This is a genomic window from Aquirufa salirivi (assembly GCF_045310485.1).
Taxonomy (GTDB): Bacteria; Bacteroidota; Bacteroidia; order Cytophagales; family Spirosomataceae; genus Aquirufa; species Aquirufa salirivi.
Map to the genome: position 1 here is coordinate 344571 of NZ_JBEWZH010000003.1, position 19641 is coordinate 364211.

Consider the following 19641-nt stretch of genomic DNA (forward strand, 5'->3'; position numbering starts at 1 on the left):
TATGCATTTCATCAAAGAAATTCCCCACGAATCCATGCGAATTTCCTTGTTTGAATGGAACTCCAAATACATTGTGAAGTTTGAAGCGCCTAATGTAGAACAGAGCTACAAATTTTCAGTTTTGGACTTTTCCTCTCAAAAAGAAATAGAGGAGCTGGTATCCAGCTCCTCCTTTCAAACTTATGTCCTGAATAATTTCCATTCCATGTATGCCGAAATGAGCAAACATATCAATTAATTTTTCCCAACCACTTCATGCGTAATGTTTTCTGACTTTCTTTCAAATTCGGCAGTGAACTAATTTTATAAGCTGCCAAATTGGATTTACCCACAGGTATAGCTAAGGTTCTTTCTAATCCATCTCGACGAACTGTAAACAAAATAGTATCTCCTACATGTTTGTCTTTCAAGGTTTTATCCACACTTTCAAAAGTTTCTGCATTCACTTTTAAAACTTCATCTCCTACGTTCAACCCGTGATCATAAGCAGTACTGCCTTTTAAGACTGTTGAAATTTTCCCAGCAATAACAGTAAAACCTAAATAAGGTGTCGATTTTCCTAGATTGGCATTTACCCACTCGTATCCAACTTCCTTAAATAAATTAGTATAATCAGGTGTTACTGTTCCATATACCAATTGCTCAAATATCGATTTCGCTGAAATTCCTGCTACTAGAGAAAAGGCATTTTCTAATTCAGCATCCGTAAATCCTCTTTGTTGTTTCACATAATAATTTTGGTATAAATAACGAAATACATCATCTAAGTTCGCTTTACCTTGACTATGTTTGATAATCCAAAGATTCAATACCGTTCCAAGCACAGATCCTTTGGAATAATACGATACCGTGGAATTTCGACTATTTTCATTGGGACGATAGTATTTAATCCAAGCATCCCAAGAAGCTGATGCGGCTGATTCTATCTTATTTCCAGGTGTATTTTCTACAGTTGTGATTTCATCAGCAACTCCTTTTAAATAAGCATCTGTATTTGTTTGACCAGAACGTTGCAAAATCAAAGCTCCGTAATAGGATGTCATCCCTTCAGACAACCATAAATTATGTGTGTAATTTTCATTCTCATAATCAAATGGTCCTAGGGCCTTCGGACGAATACGCTTCACATTCCATAAATGGAAATATTCATGAGATAATAAACCCAGAATACCATGGTAACCATTTTCTGTTTCATAGGCCGTTCGAGCAACTTGACAAGTGGTAGAATATAAGTGCTCCAAACCACCTGATCCTTTTTGTAAATTATGGATAATAAATAGATAATGATCACAAGGATGTTGGCCAATCACGCGAGCTGCTTCTTCACACATTTTCTTCACATCCGCTATGAATTTGGTCGTATCTACCTTAGCAGGACCATAAAAGGCAATTTGATGCGGAATATTTCCAACTTTGAATTCAAACAATTGATGATTTCCAATCTCAATCGGGGAATCAATTAGCTCATCTAGGTTTTTAGCTTCAAAAGTTTGTGCAGCTGTTTGTTTCAAAGCAGTTGAAATCCGCTGAAAGGATTTATGCGGATTAATTTGAACTGAATGAGCTTGTTGTGCCAACTCATTAACATATAATAAAACGGAGGCTGGATTGATATAGCCATGTGTATCATCCAAGAAAGAAGTACGGACAGATAACTCAAAGGCATATACGTCATAAGAAATACTTACTTGCTTTTGACCTTTAGCCAAATAAACGCGCCAGGTATTTTTATTGATCTTCTCCACAGGAACCAATGTTCCGTTTTTAAGTGTCATTAAAGACTCAACATTACGAGCAAATTCCCGAATCAAATAGGAGCCAGGAGTCCAAGCTGCCATTTTAAAATCCACATAGGGCTTGTTCCAATGCCTTTGACTTAGGTCTACGCTAGTTTTGACTTGAAAGTAATGAGTGTGCGGTGATGGCATACTAATTTCATGCCGAAGAACAGGAGTGGCGCCAATGCCTAATAGGTTGATTCCCAACAAAAGTGTGACGAACACAAGGGAATTTAATGTGAATTTTATCATGGAAATGTAAAAATGTAAAGTTGATTAGGTGTAGGATGCAAAGATAGGAAAATCGGCTTAATCAAACTAAAATTGGCCATTGTATCCCCAATTTAGCCTAAATAAATTGGACACTTACAACAATTAATTGGAAGAAAAATCGTATTATTGTAGTAATTGAGAATGCTGTAATCTTCTACAAATGAGAAAACAAAATCGTACGCTTTGCTGGATTCCAGCTATTTTATTTTTCATGCTTTCTTGGTCGGTGGTAGCACAACAAACCTTGAGTTTCGGGGATCAAACGCTCCACTTTCGACAAGCCAAAGAATATTTTGATTCAAAAAATTACGTAGCGGCGAAGGAAGAGTTTTCTGCCTATTTGGCGAGTTTAGAACCTCTTAATAATGAGCAAGCTGGCCAGCGAGTTTTGGCAGAATATTACATGACCATGTGTACACTTTACATGAGTCAGCCTGAAGCTGAAATTGTTGCTGACCGTTTTGTGGCTAATTATCCGGAACATCCTCAAGCTGTTAAATTAATGCGAGGAATTGGAAGTTTCTTTTACGATAATGGAGATTACAAAAAAGCCATCAAATACTTAAGTAAATCTTCTGATACCAATTTAGAGGCCAAGTTCAAATTGGCAGTTTCCTATTATCAATTGAAGGATATCAGAGAGGCATTACCCTTATTCAATGAAATTAAAGTAGAGCCAGAAGAGGAATTTGCCTTTGCAGCGGCATATTATGCGGGTGTTATCAATTTTGGTGAAAAGCGCTTCGGTGAAGCCAATACCGACTTCAAAAAAGCCGAAGGTTCTAGTCGTTTTAGAAAAGATATTCCCAATTGGATAGCCATGTGTTATTTTCATGAGGGAAAATTCAATGAGTTGTTAAACTATGCTGAGCCCATCTTAAAACAGAAAAAAGCAGGCTATAATGTAGACGAGTTATCTCTTTTGGTAGCAGAGGTGCAGTTTAAACTCGGTTATTTTGAAAAAGCGGCGATTAGTTATAGTTTGTACAAAAAACTAAATCCTACTAAAATCACTTCAGAGATTCAATATCGCTTTGGCTACGCTTTATATAAAACCAATAAATTCAATGAGGCATCGGATGAATTAAAAGCCTTAGCTAGTAAAAAGGATACGTTAGCTCAATATGCTGCCTTTACCTTAGGTTTGGCACAATTGAAATCTGGAAATCTAGAAGCTACCCTCCAAGCATTTGGTCAAGCCAAAGATTTGGCTTTTAATGCTCAGGTACAAGAGGAAGCCTTCTTTAATCACGCCAAAGTATTATTGGATTTAGGAAAGGCTAGTGAAACCATTTATGCCATTCAAGAATTCAACAAAAAATATCCCAAAAGTAAATTTACCGAAGAGTCCACGGAATTGGTGGCAGACGCATTTATACATTCCAATAACATTCAAGCAGCTTTGGATTATTTAAAAGGTCTTGCGAATCGAAATGCCAAATTAAATGCCGCTTATCAAACCCTGACCTATAATTTAGGTGTTAAGGCATACAATGAGAATAAGTTTGATCAGGCTTTAGAATTGTTTCAAACTTCTTCAGAAAACCCAGAAAGTGCTGATTTGAAATTTCAAGCTTTATTTGGGAAAGGAGAGGCCTTGTCTCAACAAAAGAAATATGAGCAAGCCATTCAAGCATATACCCCTTTATTGATTGGTACACCTCCAGTAGCCAAACCGAACGATTTCCTACAAAAAGTTCGTATGGGTTTAGCATATGCCTATTTCAACATCAAAGACTTTAACAAGGCCAATGTTCTGTTTAAAGCCTATGTAGATCGCTTGAAATTGAGTCCAGATGCTAAAAACAATCCGACCATTTTAATTCGTTTGGCTGATACCTATTTAGTTTCTAAAAAATACGATGACGCCTTAACTTATTACAATCAGGCAATCGACTTGGCTAAAACAGAAAAGGATTATGCGCTATACCAAAAAGGTGTGACCTTAACCTATTTGAATCGTGATACTGAAGCAAAAGCAAGTTTCAAACAACTAAGAACTTCTTTCCCGAATTCTAAATATGTAGATGATGCGGCGTTCCAAGAAAATGTCATATCCTTCAATACGAATAAATACAAAGAAGCGATTGCTGGTTTCACGGATTTAATCGAAACGAATACAAAGAGTCCCTATTTTACACAAGCATTATTGAAGCGTGCGCAATCCTATGCCAATACCAATCAGCATGAATTATCCATTGTAGATTATAAACGCATCATTCAGGAATTCCCTACCGACAAAACGGCTAAAGATGCCTTGGTGGGCCTTCAAGAAGAATTAAATGAAGTAGGTAGACCAGAAGATTTTGGACAATTATTAGGCAACTTCCAAAAAAATAGTCCTGATGAAGCTGAAAATGTAGATTTAGAATATCGAGCTGCCAAGGGTATTTACCTAGGAGAAAAATACGACAAAGCCATTGCTCCATTGAAAGCATTCATTGAAAAATATCCGAACAATGAAAATTTAGTGGAAGCTACCTTCTTAATTGCTGATGCTGCATATCGTACCAATAACAAAACAGAGGCATTGGTTTATTACAAAAAGATGGTTGAACAAAATGTACACCCACAGATCAACAAAGCCATCCAACGTAGTGCGGAAATCGAATTAGAAAATAAAAATTATTCAGCTTCTGCTAATTTGTTTCACTTGTATAAATCTAAATATACAGGAGCTAAGGATCAATTAATAGCTAATAATGGCTTATTGAACACATTCTTGGAGGCGAATATGTTGGATTCTGCTGCTTATATCACGGATGAATTAATTCAACTAAAAGAAATTAGTGAAGAGGAAAAAGCAAAATTAGCTGAAAAAATGGCCAAAACCTTTGAAACTGGTGGAGATTTAGTCAACCAAAGAAATTGGTTGGGTATTACAATTAATTTAGATAAAAATGACATTGGCGCCTTAGCGCAATTAAAGTTGGCAAGTCTTTTGTACAAAGAATCTAAATTCAAAGAGTCGAGCGATATGATTTTAGATAAATTCAGAAATGTATTTTCGGAAGCTTCCGATGCCATTTTAGGTAAAGCTTATATCTTACTGGCTGATAATTTTATCGCTTTAAAGAATATCCCTCAAGCTAGAGCTACCTTAAAATCCATTGTAGATAATTCAAGTGATGCAGAGGTTATCCAAGCAGCCAAAACTAAATTAGAAAGCTTACCCTTAAAATAATATAAGATGAGATTCAATCGAACAGCTAAACAAGTACTATTCACTGCTACATTCGGACTCTGCTTAGGCGCATTTGAGGGTTTTGCCCAGAAAAGGGAAGGCTCCATCCAGGATGAGGCGATTGAAGTAGAAAAAACCAGAAAAATAGAATTACAACCACAAGTTTCGCGTGGATTTGACCCATTAATAGAAGCCCAAGATTTACGAAAAGATCGTAAAATGAAATACGATTTAGTAGATCGAAAATGGGAAGGAACATCTTTACCCAAAATCAATAATTCAATCGTTGACCCTAGAGAAGGTGATGAATTAACATCCTCTTATGGACCAAAGTTTAAAAATGTATTCAAAGTTGGAGCTGGAAATTATGGCCATACCTTAATGAATGCTCATTTTGGATTTACTCCAAATGAAAATTCCTTTCATGGTTTATACATCAACCACGACGCGAATCGCAGAGGTCCTATTGCTACTAGTTTCTCGGGTAGAAATGAAAATGAGATTAAAATTTATAGTAAAACATTCACGCCATCTTATTTGCTAAATGGCTCAATCGGCTATAAAAGGGTAGAGGCCAACTGGTATGGCAGACCAGAAGAGCAATTCAACAACATTGCCAATGGTACCTTTGGTATTTATTACGATCGATTTAACTATGTGGGAAGTATCTCTAGTGCTAAAAAAGATGCGAAATTCGACTATATAGCTACTTCTGGATTAACGATGATGTCCAACTCTCAAAATGAACGTGAGTGGTTATGGGATAGTAAAATTCAAACGGTTTTAACGATCAACGATAATTTATCGGCCCATTTTTCAGGAGATATGACCATGAGCGAATATGCTAGCTTGGAAAATAACCGCAGAGAGCTTTATCGTGTAAAACCAAGTTTCTTCTATAAAAACGATCGCGTATCCGTACATGCCGGTATCAACGTGGTAAATGAAAAGGATAAACTTAAAGGTTTAAACACAACTAGTCTATTTCCAGTCGTGAAACTAGATTACAAAGCGGCTAATTTTATTCACTTTTTTGCAGGTTTAGGTGGAGATACCTATTTCAATACCTTGAGTCAAATGGCTTCACAAAACTCGTGGTTGAGAAATCAAATCGATTTACGAAATACAGCTCAAACAGCTAATATATTTGGAGGATTTAAAGGATCCAATGAGCGTAGTTTCGATTTTGAATTTAAATTCATGTATTCAGAATTTAAAAATTTATCCTTTTTTGTACCTAGTACGGCTGATAGCTCAAAATACACCGTTATCTATGCGGGCGATTTGAAAAATGTACAGGTTTTGAATTTCTCGGGACAATTTAATTATCAGTTGAATGAAAGATTCTTATCCGTATTGAAATATGATATCAACCAATATGAGAATTTAGGTAGTTTGGAAAAGGCCTATCACCGCCCAGCCATGAACATTTCCTTCACCAATTCCATCACATTTAAAGATAAAATCATCATTTCCCCAGATGTATATTATATGAATGGGCTATATGGTTTAAATCCTAGAACCAATACAGCTGTGGCTATGAAGGACATCATAGATTTGAACTTAAAAGTGAATTATTTAATCACAAAAAAGTTTAATGCGGCCGTGAGTGCCAATAATTTACTTGGAAAAAATTACGAAAGGTATTTATTTTACCCTTCACAAGGCTTAAACTATACGGTAAGCGTTGCTTATTCATTCTAATATGACCATCAATAACTCCATAGTTAACCTAATTGAAACATTACTCTATGAGCATGACTGCATCATCATTCCTAATTTTGGGGGTTTTGTCGTCAATGTGAAAGATTTTGAGTTCAATGCTAAGGAGGGAAAAATTTACCCTAGAAAGAGGTGGATTGCCTTTAATGAAAGACTTCGATCGGACGATGGAATTTTAGCTACAGCTTGGGCAAAAAAGGAAGGAATCAGCCATAAAGTAGCTTTTGACCAAATCAGTCAATTCAGTCAATCACTGAAAGATTCGTTGAAATCTGAACCAATATTAGTTTTACCTAAATTAGGAACATTTAGTTTAACTGCTGAATCAAAAATTTCATTCCTTCCTAATCCTGAACAAAATTTTGATTTAAGTCAGTTTGGTCTATTGCCTGTAGCTTTACCTTCTTCTTCTAAAATCTCTAAGCCTATTTTATTGGAGAACCCCATTGAAAGGTCTATGACTTTGCAAGAAGAAACAAGTGAAGAAACGGTAGAAGAAGGGGAATTGTTACCCAGAAGAATCAGTACCAAAGTCTATGTATATGCTCTTGTAGCCTTTTTATTAGGAGGATTAAGTGCCTATTATTTAACGGAACCCAATTCTCGATATGTAAATAGCTCATTGAGTCCATTTACGATTAAAATCAAGAAGGAGAAAAATCCTCCACTTATTTCAAAAAGCCAATTGGCAATTCCTGAAGAAAAGACAATTGCCACAGATTCAAGTATTCTACCAAGCCCAAATGAGCCTTCTGTAGAAATAAGAAAAACTACTGTTGGCCATGAAACCAATTCAGTTTTCTTGGTAGCCGCCAGTTTTCAAACTCAAGCAAAGGCAGAATTAGCCATGAATGAGTTAAAATCCAAAGGATTTGATCAAGCTGTCATTTTACCAAAGGAAGCAGATGCAATTCATTTTCGTGTAAGTATTGGCACAGAAGCCAGTATGGAAGCAGGATATAAAAAGGCAGCCGAAATTAAAAGCAAAAAGAAATTAGATATTTGGGTGTATAAACCATAAGGATATGAACAGCGTTCTCGCACAGAAAGAACTAGAGAAAAAAAATCAATTAAAGGCATTTGTACTCACGATCTTAATCAATGGTGGGCTTTTGTTGATTTTCTGGACTTTGAATATTTGGTCTGGCGATGAAGTAAAAATGGAAATTCCAGCTGGTGGATTTGAGGTTAACTATGGAAATACAGATGAAGGGGGAGGAAATGTTCAAACCCACAATCAAGCCAATGACTTACCTGAAGAGGTAGAGTCTAAACCTGCAGATAAAAAAGTAGAACCCAAGAAAGAAATTGTTAAAACTACACCGACTAAAGAAAGTCCCTTATTAAGCTCAACAGTAAAAAGTACGGTAAAAATTGCCGATAAACCGGCTGAAAAAGTGTCTGTTCAGCCTTTGAAGCCCGTGGTGGAAGAACAACCTAAAATTGATGAATCTGCTTTATTCAAAAAGAAATCCAGTAGTAATGGAACCAGGGGAACCAGTGATGCTCCTGGAGGAAATTCCAATGGAAATGATAAAGGTAAAATTGGAGATAAAGGTCAATTGGACGGGGATATCAATAATTCAGCTATTTATTCAGGACAAAAGGGTAAAGGCGGGGGTAGTGGAGGTGGAATCGGTGGAGGAAATGGGGTTGCCTTAAATATGACTGGATGGGCATTAGCCTCTAGACCGCAAGTAAATGATGATTCAGATGAATCAGGTATCATTCGTTTTTCTCTAAAAATTGATGAAAGTGGGAATATCATTTCCTTACGTATCATTGAAAATACCTTATCGGCTTCTGTGGCTCAGAAATATAAAAGAGCGGTAGAAAAATTAAGTTTTAAGCCTACCTCTGGAGGTGAACGCCCAGAAGTATCCACTGGAACCATTGTATTTAAAATCAATTCGAAATAATTATTTTACATCATCGAATGGATTATAAAGAAGTCATTGCTTTTTTATACAAGCAATTACCCGTATTTCACCGGGAAGGTAAAAAAGCATTTAAACCCGGTCTTGGGAATATCCAACAATTATGTGAACGTTTAGGAAATCCTCAAGATTCATTCAAAGCATTGCATATTGCTGGGACCAATGGAAAGGGGAGTTCTTCCCATTTCATGGCATCTATTTTACAAGAACATGGTTATCGAGTCGGACTTTATACTTCCCCACATCTCCAATCTTTTACAGAAAGAATAAAGATCAATGGACAAAATGTGGCTGAAGATTGGGTTGTACAATTTGTAGAAAAAAACATTCAACTTATTCAGGATATCAAACCATCCTTTTTTGAATGGACAGTTATAATGGCTTTCTCCTTTTTTAAAGAACAACAAGTAGATTGGGCTGTCATTGAAACAGGCTTGGGAGGTCGATTGGATTCAACGAATATCATTCTACCAGAAGCTTGTTTGATAACGAACATCAGTTGGGATCACCAAGATATATTAGGAGATAGCCTAGAGTTAATTGCTAGGGAAAAGGCGGGAATTATTAAACAAGGAGTCCCGATCTGTATTTCAGAGCGACAAAAGTTTTCGGAACAAATATTCCAAAAAAAGGCTCAAGAGATGTTTGCGCCTATCGTTTTTGCGGAAGATAAAATACATTGGGCCTCCCATGTCAATGATCAGGAGTTTTTACATCTTCGTGGAAAGTCAATTCAGCATGAAACTTTTGATATTATATCTCCTTATGCCGGAGAATACCAAGTGAAAAATATTACTGGCGTTTTAGCCTGGTGTGAACAAATTCAAGAACTAAATATAATCCCTTTTCAATGGGAAAAGATATTGACAGGAATTGAGAAATCCAAAATAAATACCCAATTGCGTGGTAGATGGGAGATTCTTCAAAAAAAACCTTGGATTGTCGCTGATACAGGACATAATGAAAGTGGTATTACCCAATTATTAGCACAGGTCAAGCAACAAAACCGTGGTCAATTATGGATAATTTTGGGCATGGTGGCAGATAAAGATATTCATCTGGTGTTAAAATTATTTCCCCAAGATGCCCATTATATTTTTTGTCAAGCTCAAAATCCAAGAGCCCTTTCTTCTGAAATTTTACAAAAAATGGCTTTAGAGCATGGATTAGAGGGTATTCGTGAAAACAACGTGAATAAGGCTATCGAAATAGCTAAACTTTCCTCCAAGGAAAATGATTTTATTTTAATTACGGGTAGTACCTATTTGGTCGCTGAAATAAATGTAAGTTTTGAGTAGAAGAAAAGAACATAAATACGATTTAGCCATACAATCACCTTGGGTCATTCAGTCAGGTAAAGATTTTTTTGATTCCTGTAGAGGTAAGTGGCAAGAAATTTATTTTAAAAATACGAATCCCATTGTAGTAGAGTTAGGTTGTGGTCGGGGGGAATATAGTTTAGGATTAGCTAAATTATTTCCTGATAAAAATTTTATTGGGATTGACATCAAAGGAGATCGATTGGCAGCAGGAGCAAGGCAAGCGGAAGCCGAAGGATTAAATAATGTCGTCTTTTTGAGAATTCAAATCCAGCATTTACCTGAATTCTTTGCTGAAAATGAAGTAGATGAAATCTGGATTACTTTTCCTGATCCACGTCCAAAAGATCGGGATGAAAAGAAACGCCTGACTTTCCCTTTTTTTCTAAACAAATATCAAACTGTATTAAAAAGTCAAGGGATTGTCCATTTAAAAACAGATTCAGATTCCTTATTTGAATATTCCTTGAAGCAGTTGGTTAAACAACCTTGGCAATTACTCATTCAGACTTGGGATTTATATCAATCAGAATGGAATCAAGATCATTACGGAATCAAAACACGCTTTGAAGAGATCTTTTTTCAAAAAGGATTTTCCATTAAATATCTTCGTTCTATTAATAACAAATAAAAAAGGGAGGCTAAAGCCTCCCTTTTTTTAATATAACTTAAGAAATATTATCCAACGCGAGCAATTAAATCTGCTGCACGAGAAGAATAACCATATTCGTTATCATACCAACCAACTACTTTCACTAAAGTTCCCATAGTTGAAGTCAATTTAGAATCAAAAATACATGAGTGAGAGTTTCCAATAATATCGATTGAAACGATTTCGTCCGTATTGTATTCCAAGATTCCTTTCATTGGACCTTCAGCTGCCTTTTTAACGGCTGCATTGATTTCATCAGCAGTAACTTCTTTCTTCAAGATAGCAGTAAATTCAGTCACTGAACCATCTGGAGTAGGAACACGCATAGATGAACCATCTAATAAACCTTTCAAGTGAGGTAATACTAAACCAACGGCTTTAGCAGCACCAGTAGAAGTAGGAATGATAGAATAAGCAGCAGCACGAGCACGACGTAAATCCGAGTGAGGAGCATCTTGCAAATTCTGATCAGCTGTATAAGCATGGATGGTTGACATATATCCTTTCTCTAAACCAAACGCGTCATCTAACACTTTAGCCATGGGAGCTAAACAGTTAGTCGTACATGAAGCATTTGAAATGATTGTCATTTCATCCGTTAATGTATCTTCGTTAACACCTAATACCACAGTTGGAACATTTCCTTTAGCAGGAGCAGAGATAATTACTTTACGAGCACCAGCAGTTAAATGTTGGCCAGCACCAGCTTCATCAACAAAACGACCCGTAGATTCTAATACTACGTCTATTCCTAAAGCACCCCATGGTAATAATTTCGGATCACGCTCAGCTAATGCTTTGATTGATTTTCCATTGACAGTAATAGAATCAGCATCAGAAGTCACAGTTCCATTAAAACGACCGTGAACAGAATCATACTTCAACAAATGAGCCAGAGTGGCGTTATCTGTTAAATCATTGATCGCAACAACTTCGACATTTTCCTTTTCTAATAATCTACGAAAAGTAAGTCGACCAATACGACCAAATCCATTAATAGCTACTTTAATTTTTTTCATTGATACAAATAATTTGATTTCAGATTAAAATCAAAAATAGCCAATTTTCCTCAATTCTCAAAAATTGAACGATAAATATAAGTTTAATCGCACAGGAGGCACTTTATACAAAAGTAAACAAACAATTGATTATTTACCCAAATAGCTAAATATGCAAATTTATTGAAAAATATTACTGGATACGTTTTTTATTCAAGCTTTTTTTGCATATTTACATAAGCCAATCACCCAGCATTCATAGAAGGGTAGGGGCGTGACAGAATGTCACTTGTCTTTTTAGCTAATTTCCATCCCTTTTTTCACCAAATATAATTTCGAGCATATTATCAACTAATTGATAATCAATCATTTAACTTATTAAAGTTGAAGTTAAATTTTACTGCTATTTTTACTATTTTTGAAAAAGCATTTCAATATTCCTACAGATAATTCCTTTACCATATTGATTATGCAGGCATTTTCTCCGTTCTTTGTAGTATCAAATTTTGCATACATATTATATGAATTCATTAGAAAATATCATTCAATCTGCTTGGGACGATGCTTCCTTGCGTCAAAACTCTGAAGTTGTACAAGCCATTGAAGAAGTAGTAGAAAAAGTCGACAAAGGAATCCTTCGCACGGCAGAGCCACTAGCTGATGGAAGCTGGCAAGTGAATGAATGGGTTAAGAAAGCCATTGTGATGTATTTCCCTATTCGACAAATGTCAGTAAGTGAAGTAGGCATATTTGAATACCATGATAAAATGCGTTTAAAATCGAACTACAAGGAATTGGGAGTTCGTGTGGTACCTCCAGCTGTAGCCCGTTATGGTGCTTATTTGGCAAAAGGAACTATTCTAATGCCTTCATACGTGAACATAGGTGCTTATGTAGATGAAGGAACCATGGTGGATACTTGGGCTACAGTGGGTAGTTGTGCTCAAATAGGAAAGCATGTACATTTAAGTGGTGGTGTAGGTATTGGTGGCGTATTAGAACCCCCTCAAGCTGCACCAGTGATTATTGAGGATGGCGCATTTATTGGTTCACGTTGTATCGTAGTAGAAGGTGCTCATATCGGCAAAAAAGCTGTTTTAGGAGCTGGAGTGACCATTACAGGTAGTTCTAAGATCATTGATGTTAGTGGTCCCGAACCAGTGGAATACATTGGATATGTTCCAGAAAATTCCGTAGTTATACCAGGTAGCATACAAAAGACATTTGCTGCAGGCACTTATGGGGTTCCATGTGCACTTATCATCGGAAAAAGAAAAGAAAGCACTGATTTAAAGACTTCCTTGAATCAAGCCTTACGTGAAAACAATGTAGTCGTTTAACGTCAGAAATTTGAATACCTTTACACCCGGCTAAAACCGGGTTTTTTTATGGAAAATGAATTAAAAATTGGGGAATATAATCGATTAAGAATCGTCAAAGAAGTACCCTTTGGATTGTATTTAGATGGTTATGAAGATGAAATACTTCTACCTCTTCAGTATGTACCAGAAAGCTATGAAATTGATGGCTATATTGATGTTTTCATCTATCGAGACTCAGAAGATCGAATCATCGCAACGACTTTAAAGCCATTAGCTACGATTAATCAGTTTGCTTTCTTAGAAGTTAAACAAGTTACACCCATAGGCGTTTTCCTGGAATGGGGGCTCATGAAAGATCTTTTGGTTCCATTTGGGCAACAATGGGAAAAGATGTCTGTTGGAAAGTCCTATTTAGTGTATGTCTACCTAGACGCACAAACAGATCGTATTGTAGCTTCGGCTAGAATTGATAAGTTCTTATCCCAATTAGACGAGGTTGAAGAATTTACAATTGGACAAAAAGTACAAGCATTACCATTTGAATACACCAACTTAGGAATCAAATGTTTAGTAAACAATTGTAAACTTGGTCAATTATTCAAAAATGAGATATTTACAAATGTTAAACTTGGCGAAATTTTAGATGTTTACATAGATAACATTCGTGAAGACGGGAAAGTGGACTTACGTATTGAACCCGTAGGAATTCAACGTATGGATTCACAAAGGGAAAAGATCATGGAAGCTATAACGCTACATGGTGGTACCTTAAACCTACACGATAAAAGCCCTGCCGAAGAAATATATGAGCAATTAGGGATGTCCAAGAAAGATTTCAAAAAGGCAGTAGGTGGATTATACAAAAGTAAACTCATTATACTTGGTGACAATTGTATAATCAAATCATAAACATTTGTAACGCAAATAAATTTTGCTTTTATCTTTTATAAATTTAACTTTGTAACCGAAAATGATTATTTACAAAGATGAATTTAAGTCAAAAAATAGAATTGTTAATTCAGAGAAAACAAATCAGTTCTTCTCAATTTGCCGATAAGATAGGAATACCTCGTAGTAGTGTATCCCATATCTTGTCGGGCAGAAATAAGCCTAGCTTAGATGTTGTTCAGAAAATACTCAAAGCTTTTCCTGAGTTGACGGCAGAGGAATTGTTATTTGATGATCGACTACTTTCCATGAATTCGTCACCTACCCAGAAAATTGAGGTAAGTACCATTAGTCCTTCACTTTTTGATGCTCCAGAGGCAAGCCCTTCAGAATCGGATAAAAATTATTTAGCGGAACCAACCATCGTACAATCAAATCTCAGGCGGAATAGAGAAAGTTCTAAAATTAGTAGTGGAAATGCTAGTTCGGTTAATTCTCCAAGTACAGCTCCCAGTCAACCCGTTTCCAATACTCATTTAACTAAAAAGATTGAGCGAGTGATTATCTTTTACTCGGATGGGTCATTTAGTGAAAGTAAACCTAGCGAGTGATGAAAACGACAAGAAAATAATTTCCTGTTATTCTGTTCATTTTGTAGTTAACAATTAGAAGCAATCGCATCGACTTATCCACGACTTATCCACATTCGTGCACAATTGTATTTTTAGACTATTGATTAGCCAATAGATTCATCCCTTTTCCTGAAAAACTGGAGTAAATTCGCCAATTCGACTTTACTTATCCACATCATTTTGTGGATAAGTCGTGGAAATGTGTACAAAAGGAAACATTTCTTGCGTTTTTCTCCACAATTTCAACATTGGAAATGAGCCATTTCAAATCCATTCGTGGAAAAAGCATCCATTTGAGGGATTTACTTTAACCAATTAATTGACTAATTTTAATCTAATTAGATATACCCTATGAAAAAAATCGATTCCTTAAATCAAGTTGCCTTATTTCATGAAACATTTGGAGCACCCATTTTGGCTCAACCTTGTATTCCCTCGGAGGATCGTTGTAAATTACGTGTGAGTTTATTAGCTGAAGAATTAGAGGAATTGCAACAAGCCATTAAAGATCAAGACTTGGTAGAAATAGCAGATGCTTTGTGCGACTTACAATATGTGCTTTCTGGGGCAGTTTTGGAATTTGGATTAGGTGAAAAATTTGTCGATTTATTCAATGAAGTTCAGCGTTCAAATATGTCGAAAGCTTGCAAAAGCCTAGATGAAGCTGAAAAAACAGTGGAATATTACTTCCTCAAAGATGGTACGGAGGCCGAAATCAAAGAAGAACACGGTCTCTGGAAAGTATATCGCAAATCCGACAATAAGGTATTGAAATCAATTGCTTACTCCCCAGCTAATTTAAAAGATATCCTTGGATGATACGAATCTTACTCATAGAAGATGAACCCAAAACAGTACAATCCCTGAAAAGAGGCTTGGAAGAAAATAACTATGAAGTAGAGGTGGCATACGACGGACTCATGGGTAGGCAATTAGCCACCAGAAATGCCTATCAGCTCATCGTTTCAGACATCATCATTCCTGGAATCAATGGAATAGAACTCTGTAAAGAACTGAGAAGCTTGGGAATTCAAACACCTATTTTAATGTTGACTGCCTTAAGTACCACAGACGACAAGCTGATTGGCTTTGAAGCTGGTGCCGACGATTATCTGGCGAAACCATTTGATTTTAAGGAATTTATGGCACGTGTTAAAGCGCTTATCAAGCGCTCCAATCAAACTCTAGTGGATTCTCAAGTCCTAAAATTTGCAGATTTAGAGCTAGATTTAACCAGTAAATTAGTCACTCGATCTGGTCAAAAGATTAATCTTACCGCCAAGGAATTTCAATTATTGGAATACTTCCTGAAAAACCAGGAAAAAGTGATTTCAAAAGCAGAAATTGCGGAAAATATTTGGGAAGTTGAAGATGAAAATTCGTCCAATCTTATTGAAGTATATGTGAATTATTTGCGTAAAAAAGTAGACAAAAATTTTCCTAGTAAATTGATTCACACGCAATTTGGTATGGGTTATATACTCCGACAAGAATAAGAAAACATGCAGATACGTTCCCGATTGACATATCAATTTACCTATTTGGTGTCAGCGATTTTATTCGTATCATATTTGATTATCTATGTGTTTTCTCAACAGAATTACAAAGAGAATTTTTATTCACGCTTAAGGCAAAAAGCCAATACGGCTGCAGAACTCTTGGTCAATGTTAACCAAGTGGATTCCAAGTTATTACGCATCATCGACCGAGCTAACCGCGATATTCTATTCCGCGAAAATATCATGGCTTATGATACCTGCAATGAGCGTATTTATCGTTCAAATGATACTATTTCCTTTCATATTGATGTAAACCGGGTTAAGGAAGTTCGAAGAAAAAAAGAAGTACGTTTTGCTCATGAAGATATTGAGATATTAGGTACCGTTTTTGCCACCCCAGAGGGCCGAATCGTCGTTTTTGCGGGTGCAGTAGATCAATATTCCGCTGAAAACGCCAAAGACCTAAAAAACATTCTAATCGCCTTATTTTTGTTATTTGTGTTCATTGTGGTGATTTCAGGCTGGTTTTTTGCTGGAAGAGCTGTTAATCCAATATCGGAAGTCATTAAACAGGTTGACCAACTTTCACCCAAACGATTGGAAGAAAGGCTGGAATCCTCTGATTCTGAGGACGAAATAGGGAAGATGGTATCTACGATCAATCGGCTATTGGAACGCATTGAGAATGCCTTTAAACTACAAAAAACCTTTATTGCCAATGTATCACATGAACTTAAGAATCCGTTAACTAAGATTTCCTCTCAGTTGGAAGTAAGTCTTTTAAAGGAAAGAGCCGCAGAAGATTATAAAGAAACAATTGCCTCAGTATTAGAAGATACACAGGAATTAGCAGCCATTACGGAATCCTTACTGGAATTAAATAAAATTAGCGTGTCGGATTACCAGGCTGGTTTTCAAATAATCCGTATTGATGAGATTATTTGGGAAGCTAGAAGCTTAACTCAAAAACTCAACAGCCATTATAAAGTAAACATTGATACGTCATTCATGCCAGATGATGAAGAAGAATTAATGATTCGAGGCGATGAGAAACTAATTCTTACAGCGATTAAAAACTTGATGGAAAATGCCTGTAAATTCAGCCCTAAGCACTGTGCCTTTGTTGGATTGCGCGTTTATCATCACACCATCAATATTCGAGTAAAAAACGAAGGAAAAGGCATTCCTAAATCAGATCTTCCCTTTATTTTCCAACCCTTTTTCCGTGGTGAAAATACTGCATCATCCAAAGGTTATGGCATTGGCCTTTCTTTAGTGGAACGCATCATTCATTTGCATAATGGAAGTATTCAGGTTCAATCCAATCCGAATGAATGGACGGAGTTTACCATGTCTTTACCGCAGACAAAACCGTGAGGAAATTATCAATTATAATTTATAAATGGTGATTTGAAAGGAATTCAACATTTGTTATATAATTTATATTATGTTAAATAGATTATTAATTAGTGTATCAGCCTAGGATTTAAATCCTAGGCTTGTATGTTTTAGAATTTCAGAGAAATCAGACTATTTATCTAATTATGAATTATAAACAAAAAGCCCATTCACAAGCCTAGGATTTAAATCCTAGGCTTGTATGTTTTAGAATTTCAGAGAATTCAGACTATTTATCTAATTATGAATTATAAACAAAAAGCCCAATCACAAGCCTAGGATTTAAATCCTAGGCTTGTATGTTTAGAATTTCAGAGAAATCAGACTATTTATCAAACTATGAATTATAAACAAAAAGCCCATTCACAAGCCTAGGATTAAAATCCTAGGCTTGTATGTTTTAGAATTTCAAAGAATTCAGACTATTTATCTTATTATGAATTATAAACAAAAAGCCCAATCAAAAGATTGGGCTTTTTGCGTTTACTTGAACAAGCCTAGGATTTAAATCCTAGGCTTGTAAGTTTGTAATTTCAGAAAAATCAGACTACTTATCTAATTCAGCCAATTTGCTTTCCATCTTAAGCTCGCGATAAACTTGCTTTAAGATTTCCTTCAAATCCTCATCTTTTTTAGTAGAATATGCTTTCTCAAAGAACGGTAAAGCTTCATTGTATTTAGCAGAAATTTGAGCTTCTACTGCTTTTCCATCTTTCTTATAAGTCTCCATATCCATAGCATTCACTTTCTTCTTGATTTCAGCTGCTTCATTATATCGGAATGCGCCCATTTGGTATAATGCATCATAGTAATTCGCATCAATGGCTAAGGCTTTGGTATAAAAACCTGGTACTTCAGATTTTAAAGCATCTACTTTAGAGGTTAAATCAGCCAATTTAGCGGCATTTTGAGCGGCATTACCTACTTCTGATTCAGCCTTAGTCAACTCCCCTTTCAACTCCTCTAATTTTCCATTTTGCTCTTTAACAGTACCATCTAATTGAGCAATTTGCGCAGTAATGGATGCTTTTTGCTTCGGTTGAGCTGTTTTCAACTTAGCCTTGTTACGTGTAATTTCTTCTACGAAGGCTGTAACTTGCTCTTTTTGAGCGGCAATCCTACGTTTGGCTTCGTCTACTTTAACCGTTTTATCAGAAATTTTACGAGCTTCTTCATTCAAACCATTGATTTTATTTTCATACAACAAACCAATATTCAATAGTGACATAGCATCCTTAGGATCAGCTACAATGGTTTTCTTCAATTGATCAATCGCTTGGTCGATACGATTGAAAGAAATCAACATATTGAATTTCTCGTTTTTCAAATCCTTACTACCTGGATAAAGCGCAATTCCTTGATCTAATAAAGCTAAGGCCTTATCTTCTTGCTTTTTACTCTTATAAATTTGAGACAAACCATAAATGATGGCTACGTCCTTCCCTCCTATTCCCATATATCGCTCATAAGCCGCTTGGGCCACATCGTCATTTTGAGACAATTGAGCTACTACTCCCGTATACATCGCGGATGTAGTATCTTTTGGAGTTAATTCAGATGCTTTAGACATGTATTTCAAAGAATTTTTATAATCTTTTCCTTGATATTTAATGACACCCATGTTCATCAAAGCACTGTAAATTTTCTTATCCTCAATCAACTTCTCTGCTTCTTTAGCAATGGAACCTTTTTTACCATCTTTGGTATCTAACTTAACCGCTTCATTGATGTATTCAATGGCTTTAAATGCTGCATCAGCATCCGTTAAAGCAAAAGTAGAATCAGGAAAAGAAGCTACGTCAACATAAGCTAAAGCTCTATTTAACCATGATTTGGCCTTCGTAGGCGCTTTTTTTACCTCTTCATCTGATTTTTTGACAGACTCTAAGATCGATTTTTTCTGAGCCTCTACCAAAGCCTTATCCGCTTGAGCGAAGGTCGAGCCCATGGCCATAGCCACAGTAAACAGGGTTAAAACTAGTTTTTTCATGTGATTGATTAAATTAAAAAAAAGCCCGAATTTCACCTCGGGCCGATAA

At 36.0% G+C, this 19641-nt stretch carries 16 protein-coding genes; 13 read left to right on the forward strand and 3 right to left on the reverse strand.

What is annotated here, in order from left to right; genetic code table 11:
- The first annotated feature begins 1 nt into the window (after position 1).
- The gene (locus tag U0R11_RS05925) at positions 2-238 is read left to right on the forward strand and encodes a hypothetical protein (RefSeq protein ID WP_406750519.1); all 237 of its coding nucleotides are present in this window, start codon (positions 2-4) and stop codon (positions 236-238) included.
- On the opposite strand, the gene U0R11_RS05930 is transcribed toward U0R11_RS05925, so the two are convergent.
- Positions 231-2030: a M61 family metallopeptidase gene (locus U0R11_RS05930; RefSeq protein ID WP_406750520.1), complete on the reverse strand. Its 1800-nt coding sequence runs from the start codon at positions 2028-2030 to the stop codon at positions 231-233. The genes U0R11_RS05925 and U0R11_RS05930 overlap by 8 nt on opposite strands.
- A gap of 181 nt (positions 2031-2211) precedes the next feature.
- On the opposite strand from U0R11_RS05930, the gene U0R11_RS05935 reads away from it, so the two are divergent.
- From U0R11_RS05935 to trmB, 6 genes are read left to right on the forward strand one after another with little or no spacing between them, the layout of a single operon-like run.
- Complete coding sequence (locus U0R11_RS05935; protein ID WP_406750522.1) at positions 2212-5235, forward strand: tetratricopeptide repeat protein; 3024 nt, start codon at positions 2212-2214, stop codon at positions 5233-5235.
- Positions 5236-5241: 6 nt separating this feature from the next.
- The gene (locus tag U0R11_RS05940; RefSeq protein WP_406750523.1) at positions 5242-6939 is read left to right on the forward strand and encodes a TonB-dependent receptor; all 1698 of its coding nucleotides are present in this window, start codon (positions 5242-5244) and stop codon (positions 6937-6939) included.
- Between the two features lies 1 nt (position 6940).
- Positions 6941-7978: an HU domain-containing protein gene (locus tag U0R11_RS05945; protein ID WP_406750525.1), complete on the forward strand. Its 1038-nt coding sequence runs from the start codon at positions 6941-6943 to the stop codon at positions 7976-7978.
- A gap of 4 nt (positions 7979-7982) precedes the next feature.
- Positions 7983-8876: an energy transducer TonB gene (locus U0R11_RS05950; protein ID WP_406750527.1), complete on the forward strand. Its 894-nt coding sequence runs from the start codon at positions 7983-7985 to the stop codon at positions 8874-8876.
- A 17-nt stretch (positions 8877-8893) separates the two neighbouring features.
- Positions 8894-10192 (forward strand): bifunctional folylpolyglutamate synthase/dihydrofolate synthase, encoded by a 1299-nt coding sequence (locus tag U0R11_RS05955; protein WP_406750529.1) that lies wholly within the window; start codon positions 8894-8896, stop codon positions 10190-10192.
- Positions 10185-10844 carry a tRNA (guanosine(46)-N7)-methyltransferase TrmB gene (gene trmB / locus U0R11_RS05960; RefSeq protein WP_406750530.1) on the forward strand — a complete coding sequence of 220 codons (660 nt, stop codon included), beginning with the start codon at positions 10185-10187 and terminating at the stop codon, positions 10842-10844. The genes U0R11_RS05955 and trmB overlap by 8 nt, the downstream gene beginning before the upstream one ends.
- A 47-nt stretch (positions 10845-10891) precedes the next feature.
- Here trmB and gap read toward each other — a convergent pair whose 3' ends face one another.
- Positions 10892-11884: a type I glyceraldehyde-3-phosphate dehydrogenase gene (gene gap, locus U0R11_RS05965; RefSeq protein ID WP_166375497.1), complete on the reverse strand. Its 993-nt coding sequence runs from the start codon at positions 11882-11884 to the stop codon at positions 10892-10894.
- Positions 11885-12384: 500 nt separating this feature from the next.
- Here gap and U0R11_RS05970 point away from each other — a divergent pair, with 500 nt between their 5' ends.
- From U0R11_RS05970 to U0R11_RS05995, 6 genes are all read left to right on the forward strand, one after another.
- On the forward strand, positions 12385-13203 hold the full coding sequence (locus U0R11_RS05970; RefSeq protein WP_406750532.1) for a 2,3,4,5-tetrahydropyridine-2,6-dicarboxylate N-succinyltransferase: 819 nt from the start codon (positions 12385-12387) through the stop codon (positions 13201-13203).
- Positions 13204-13251: 48 nt separating this feature from the next.
- Positions 13252-14094: a CvfB family protein gene (locus U0R11_RS05975; RefSeq protein ID WP_406750534.1), complete on the forward strand. Its 843-nt coding sequence runs from the start codon at positions 13252-13254 to the stop codon at positions 14092-14094.
- Between the two features lie 77 nt (positions 14095-14171).
- The gene (locus tag U0R11_RS05980; protein WP_406750536.1) at positions 14172-14684 is read left to right on the forward strand and encodes a helix-turn-helix transcriptional regulator; all 513 of its coding nucleotides are present in this window, start codon (positions 14172-14174) and stop codon (positions 14682-14684) included.
- A gap of 372 nt (positions 14685-15056) precedes the next feature.
- Positions 15057-15524 (forward strand): pyrophosphohydrolase domain-containing protein, encoded by a 468-nt coding sequence (locus U0R11_RS05985; protein ID WP_406750537.1) that lies wholly within the window; start codon positions 15057-15059, stop codon positions 15522-15524.
- Positions 15524-16201 (forward strand): response regulator transcription factor, encoded by a 678-nt coding sequence (locus U0R11_RS05990; RefSeq protein WP_406750584.1) that lies wholly within the window; start codon positions 15524-15526, stop codon positions 16199-16201. The genes U0R11_RS05985 and U0R11_RS05990 overlap by 1 nt, the downstream gene beginning before the upstream one ends.
- Positions 16202-16207: 6 nt before the next feature.
- Positions 16208-17581 (forward strand): HAMP domain-containing sensor histidine kinase, encoded by a 1374-nt coding sequence (locus U0R11_RS05995; RefSeq protein ID WP_406750539.1) that lies wholly within the window; start codon positions 16208-16210, stop codon positions 17579-17581.
- Between the two features lie 568 nt (positions 17582-18149).
- Here the strand turns inward: U0R11_RS05995 and U0R11_RS06000 are convergent.
- Entirely contained in the window at positions 18150-19592 is a 1443-nt protein-coding gene (locus tag U0R11_RS06000) for a hypothetical protein (protein ID WP_406750541.1), read from the reverse strand.
- Positions 19593-19641 lie beyond the last annotated feature (49 nt).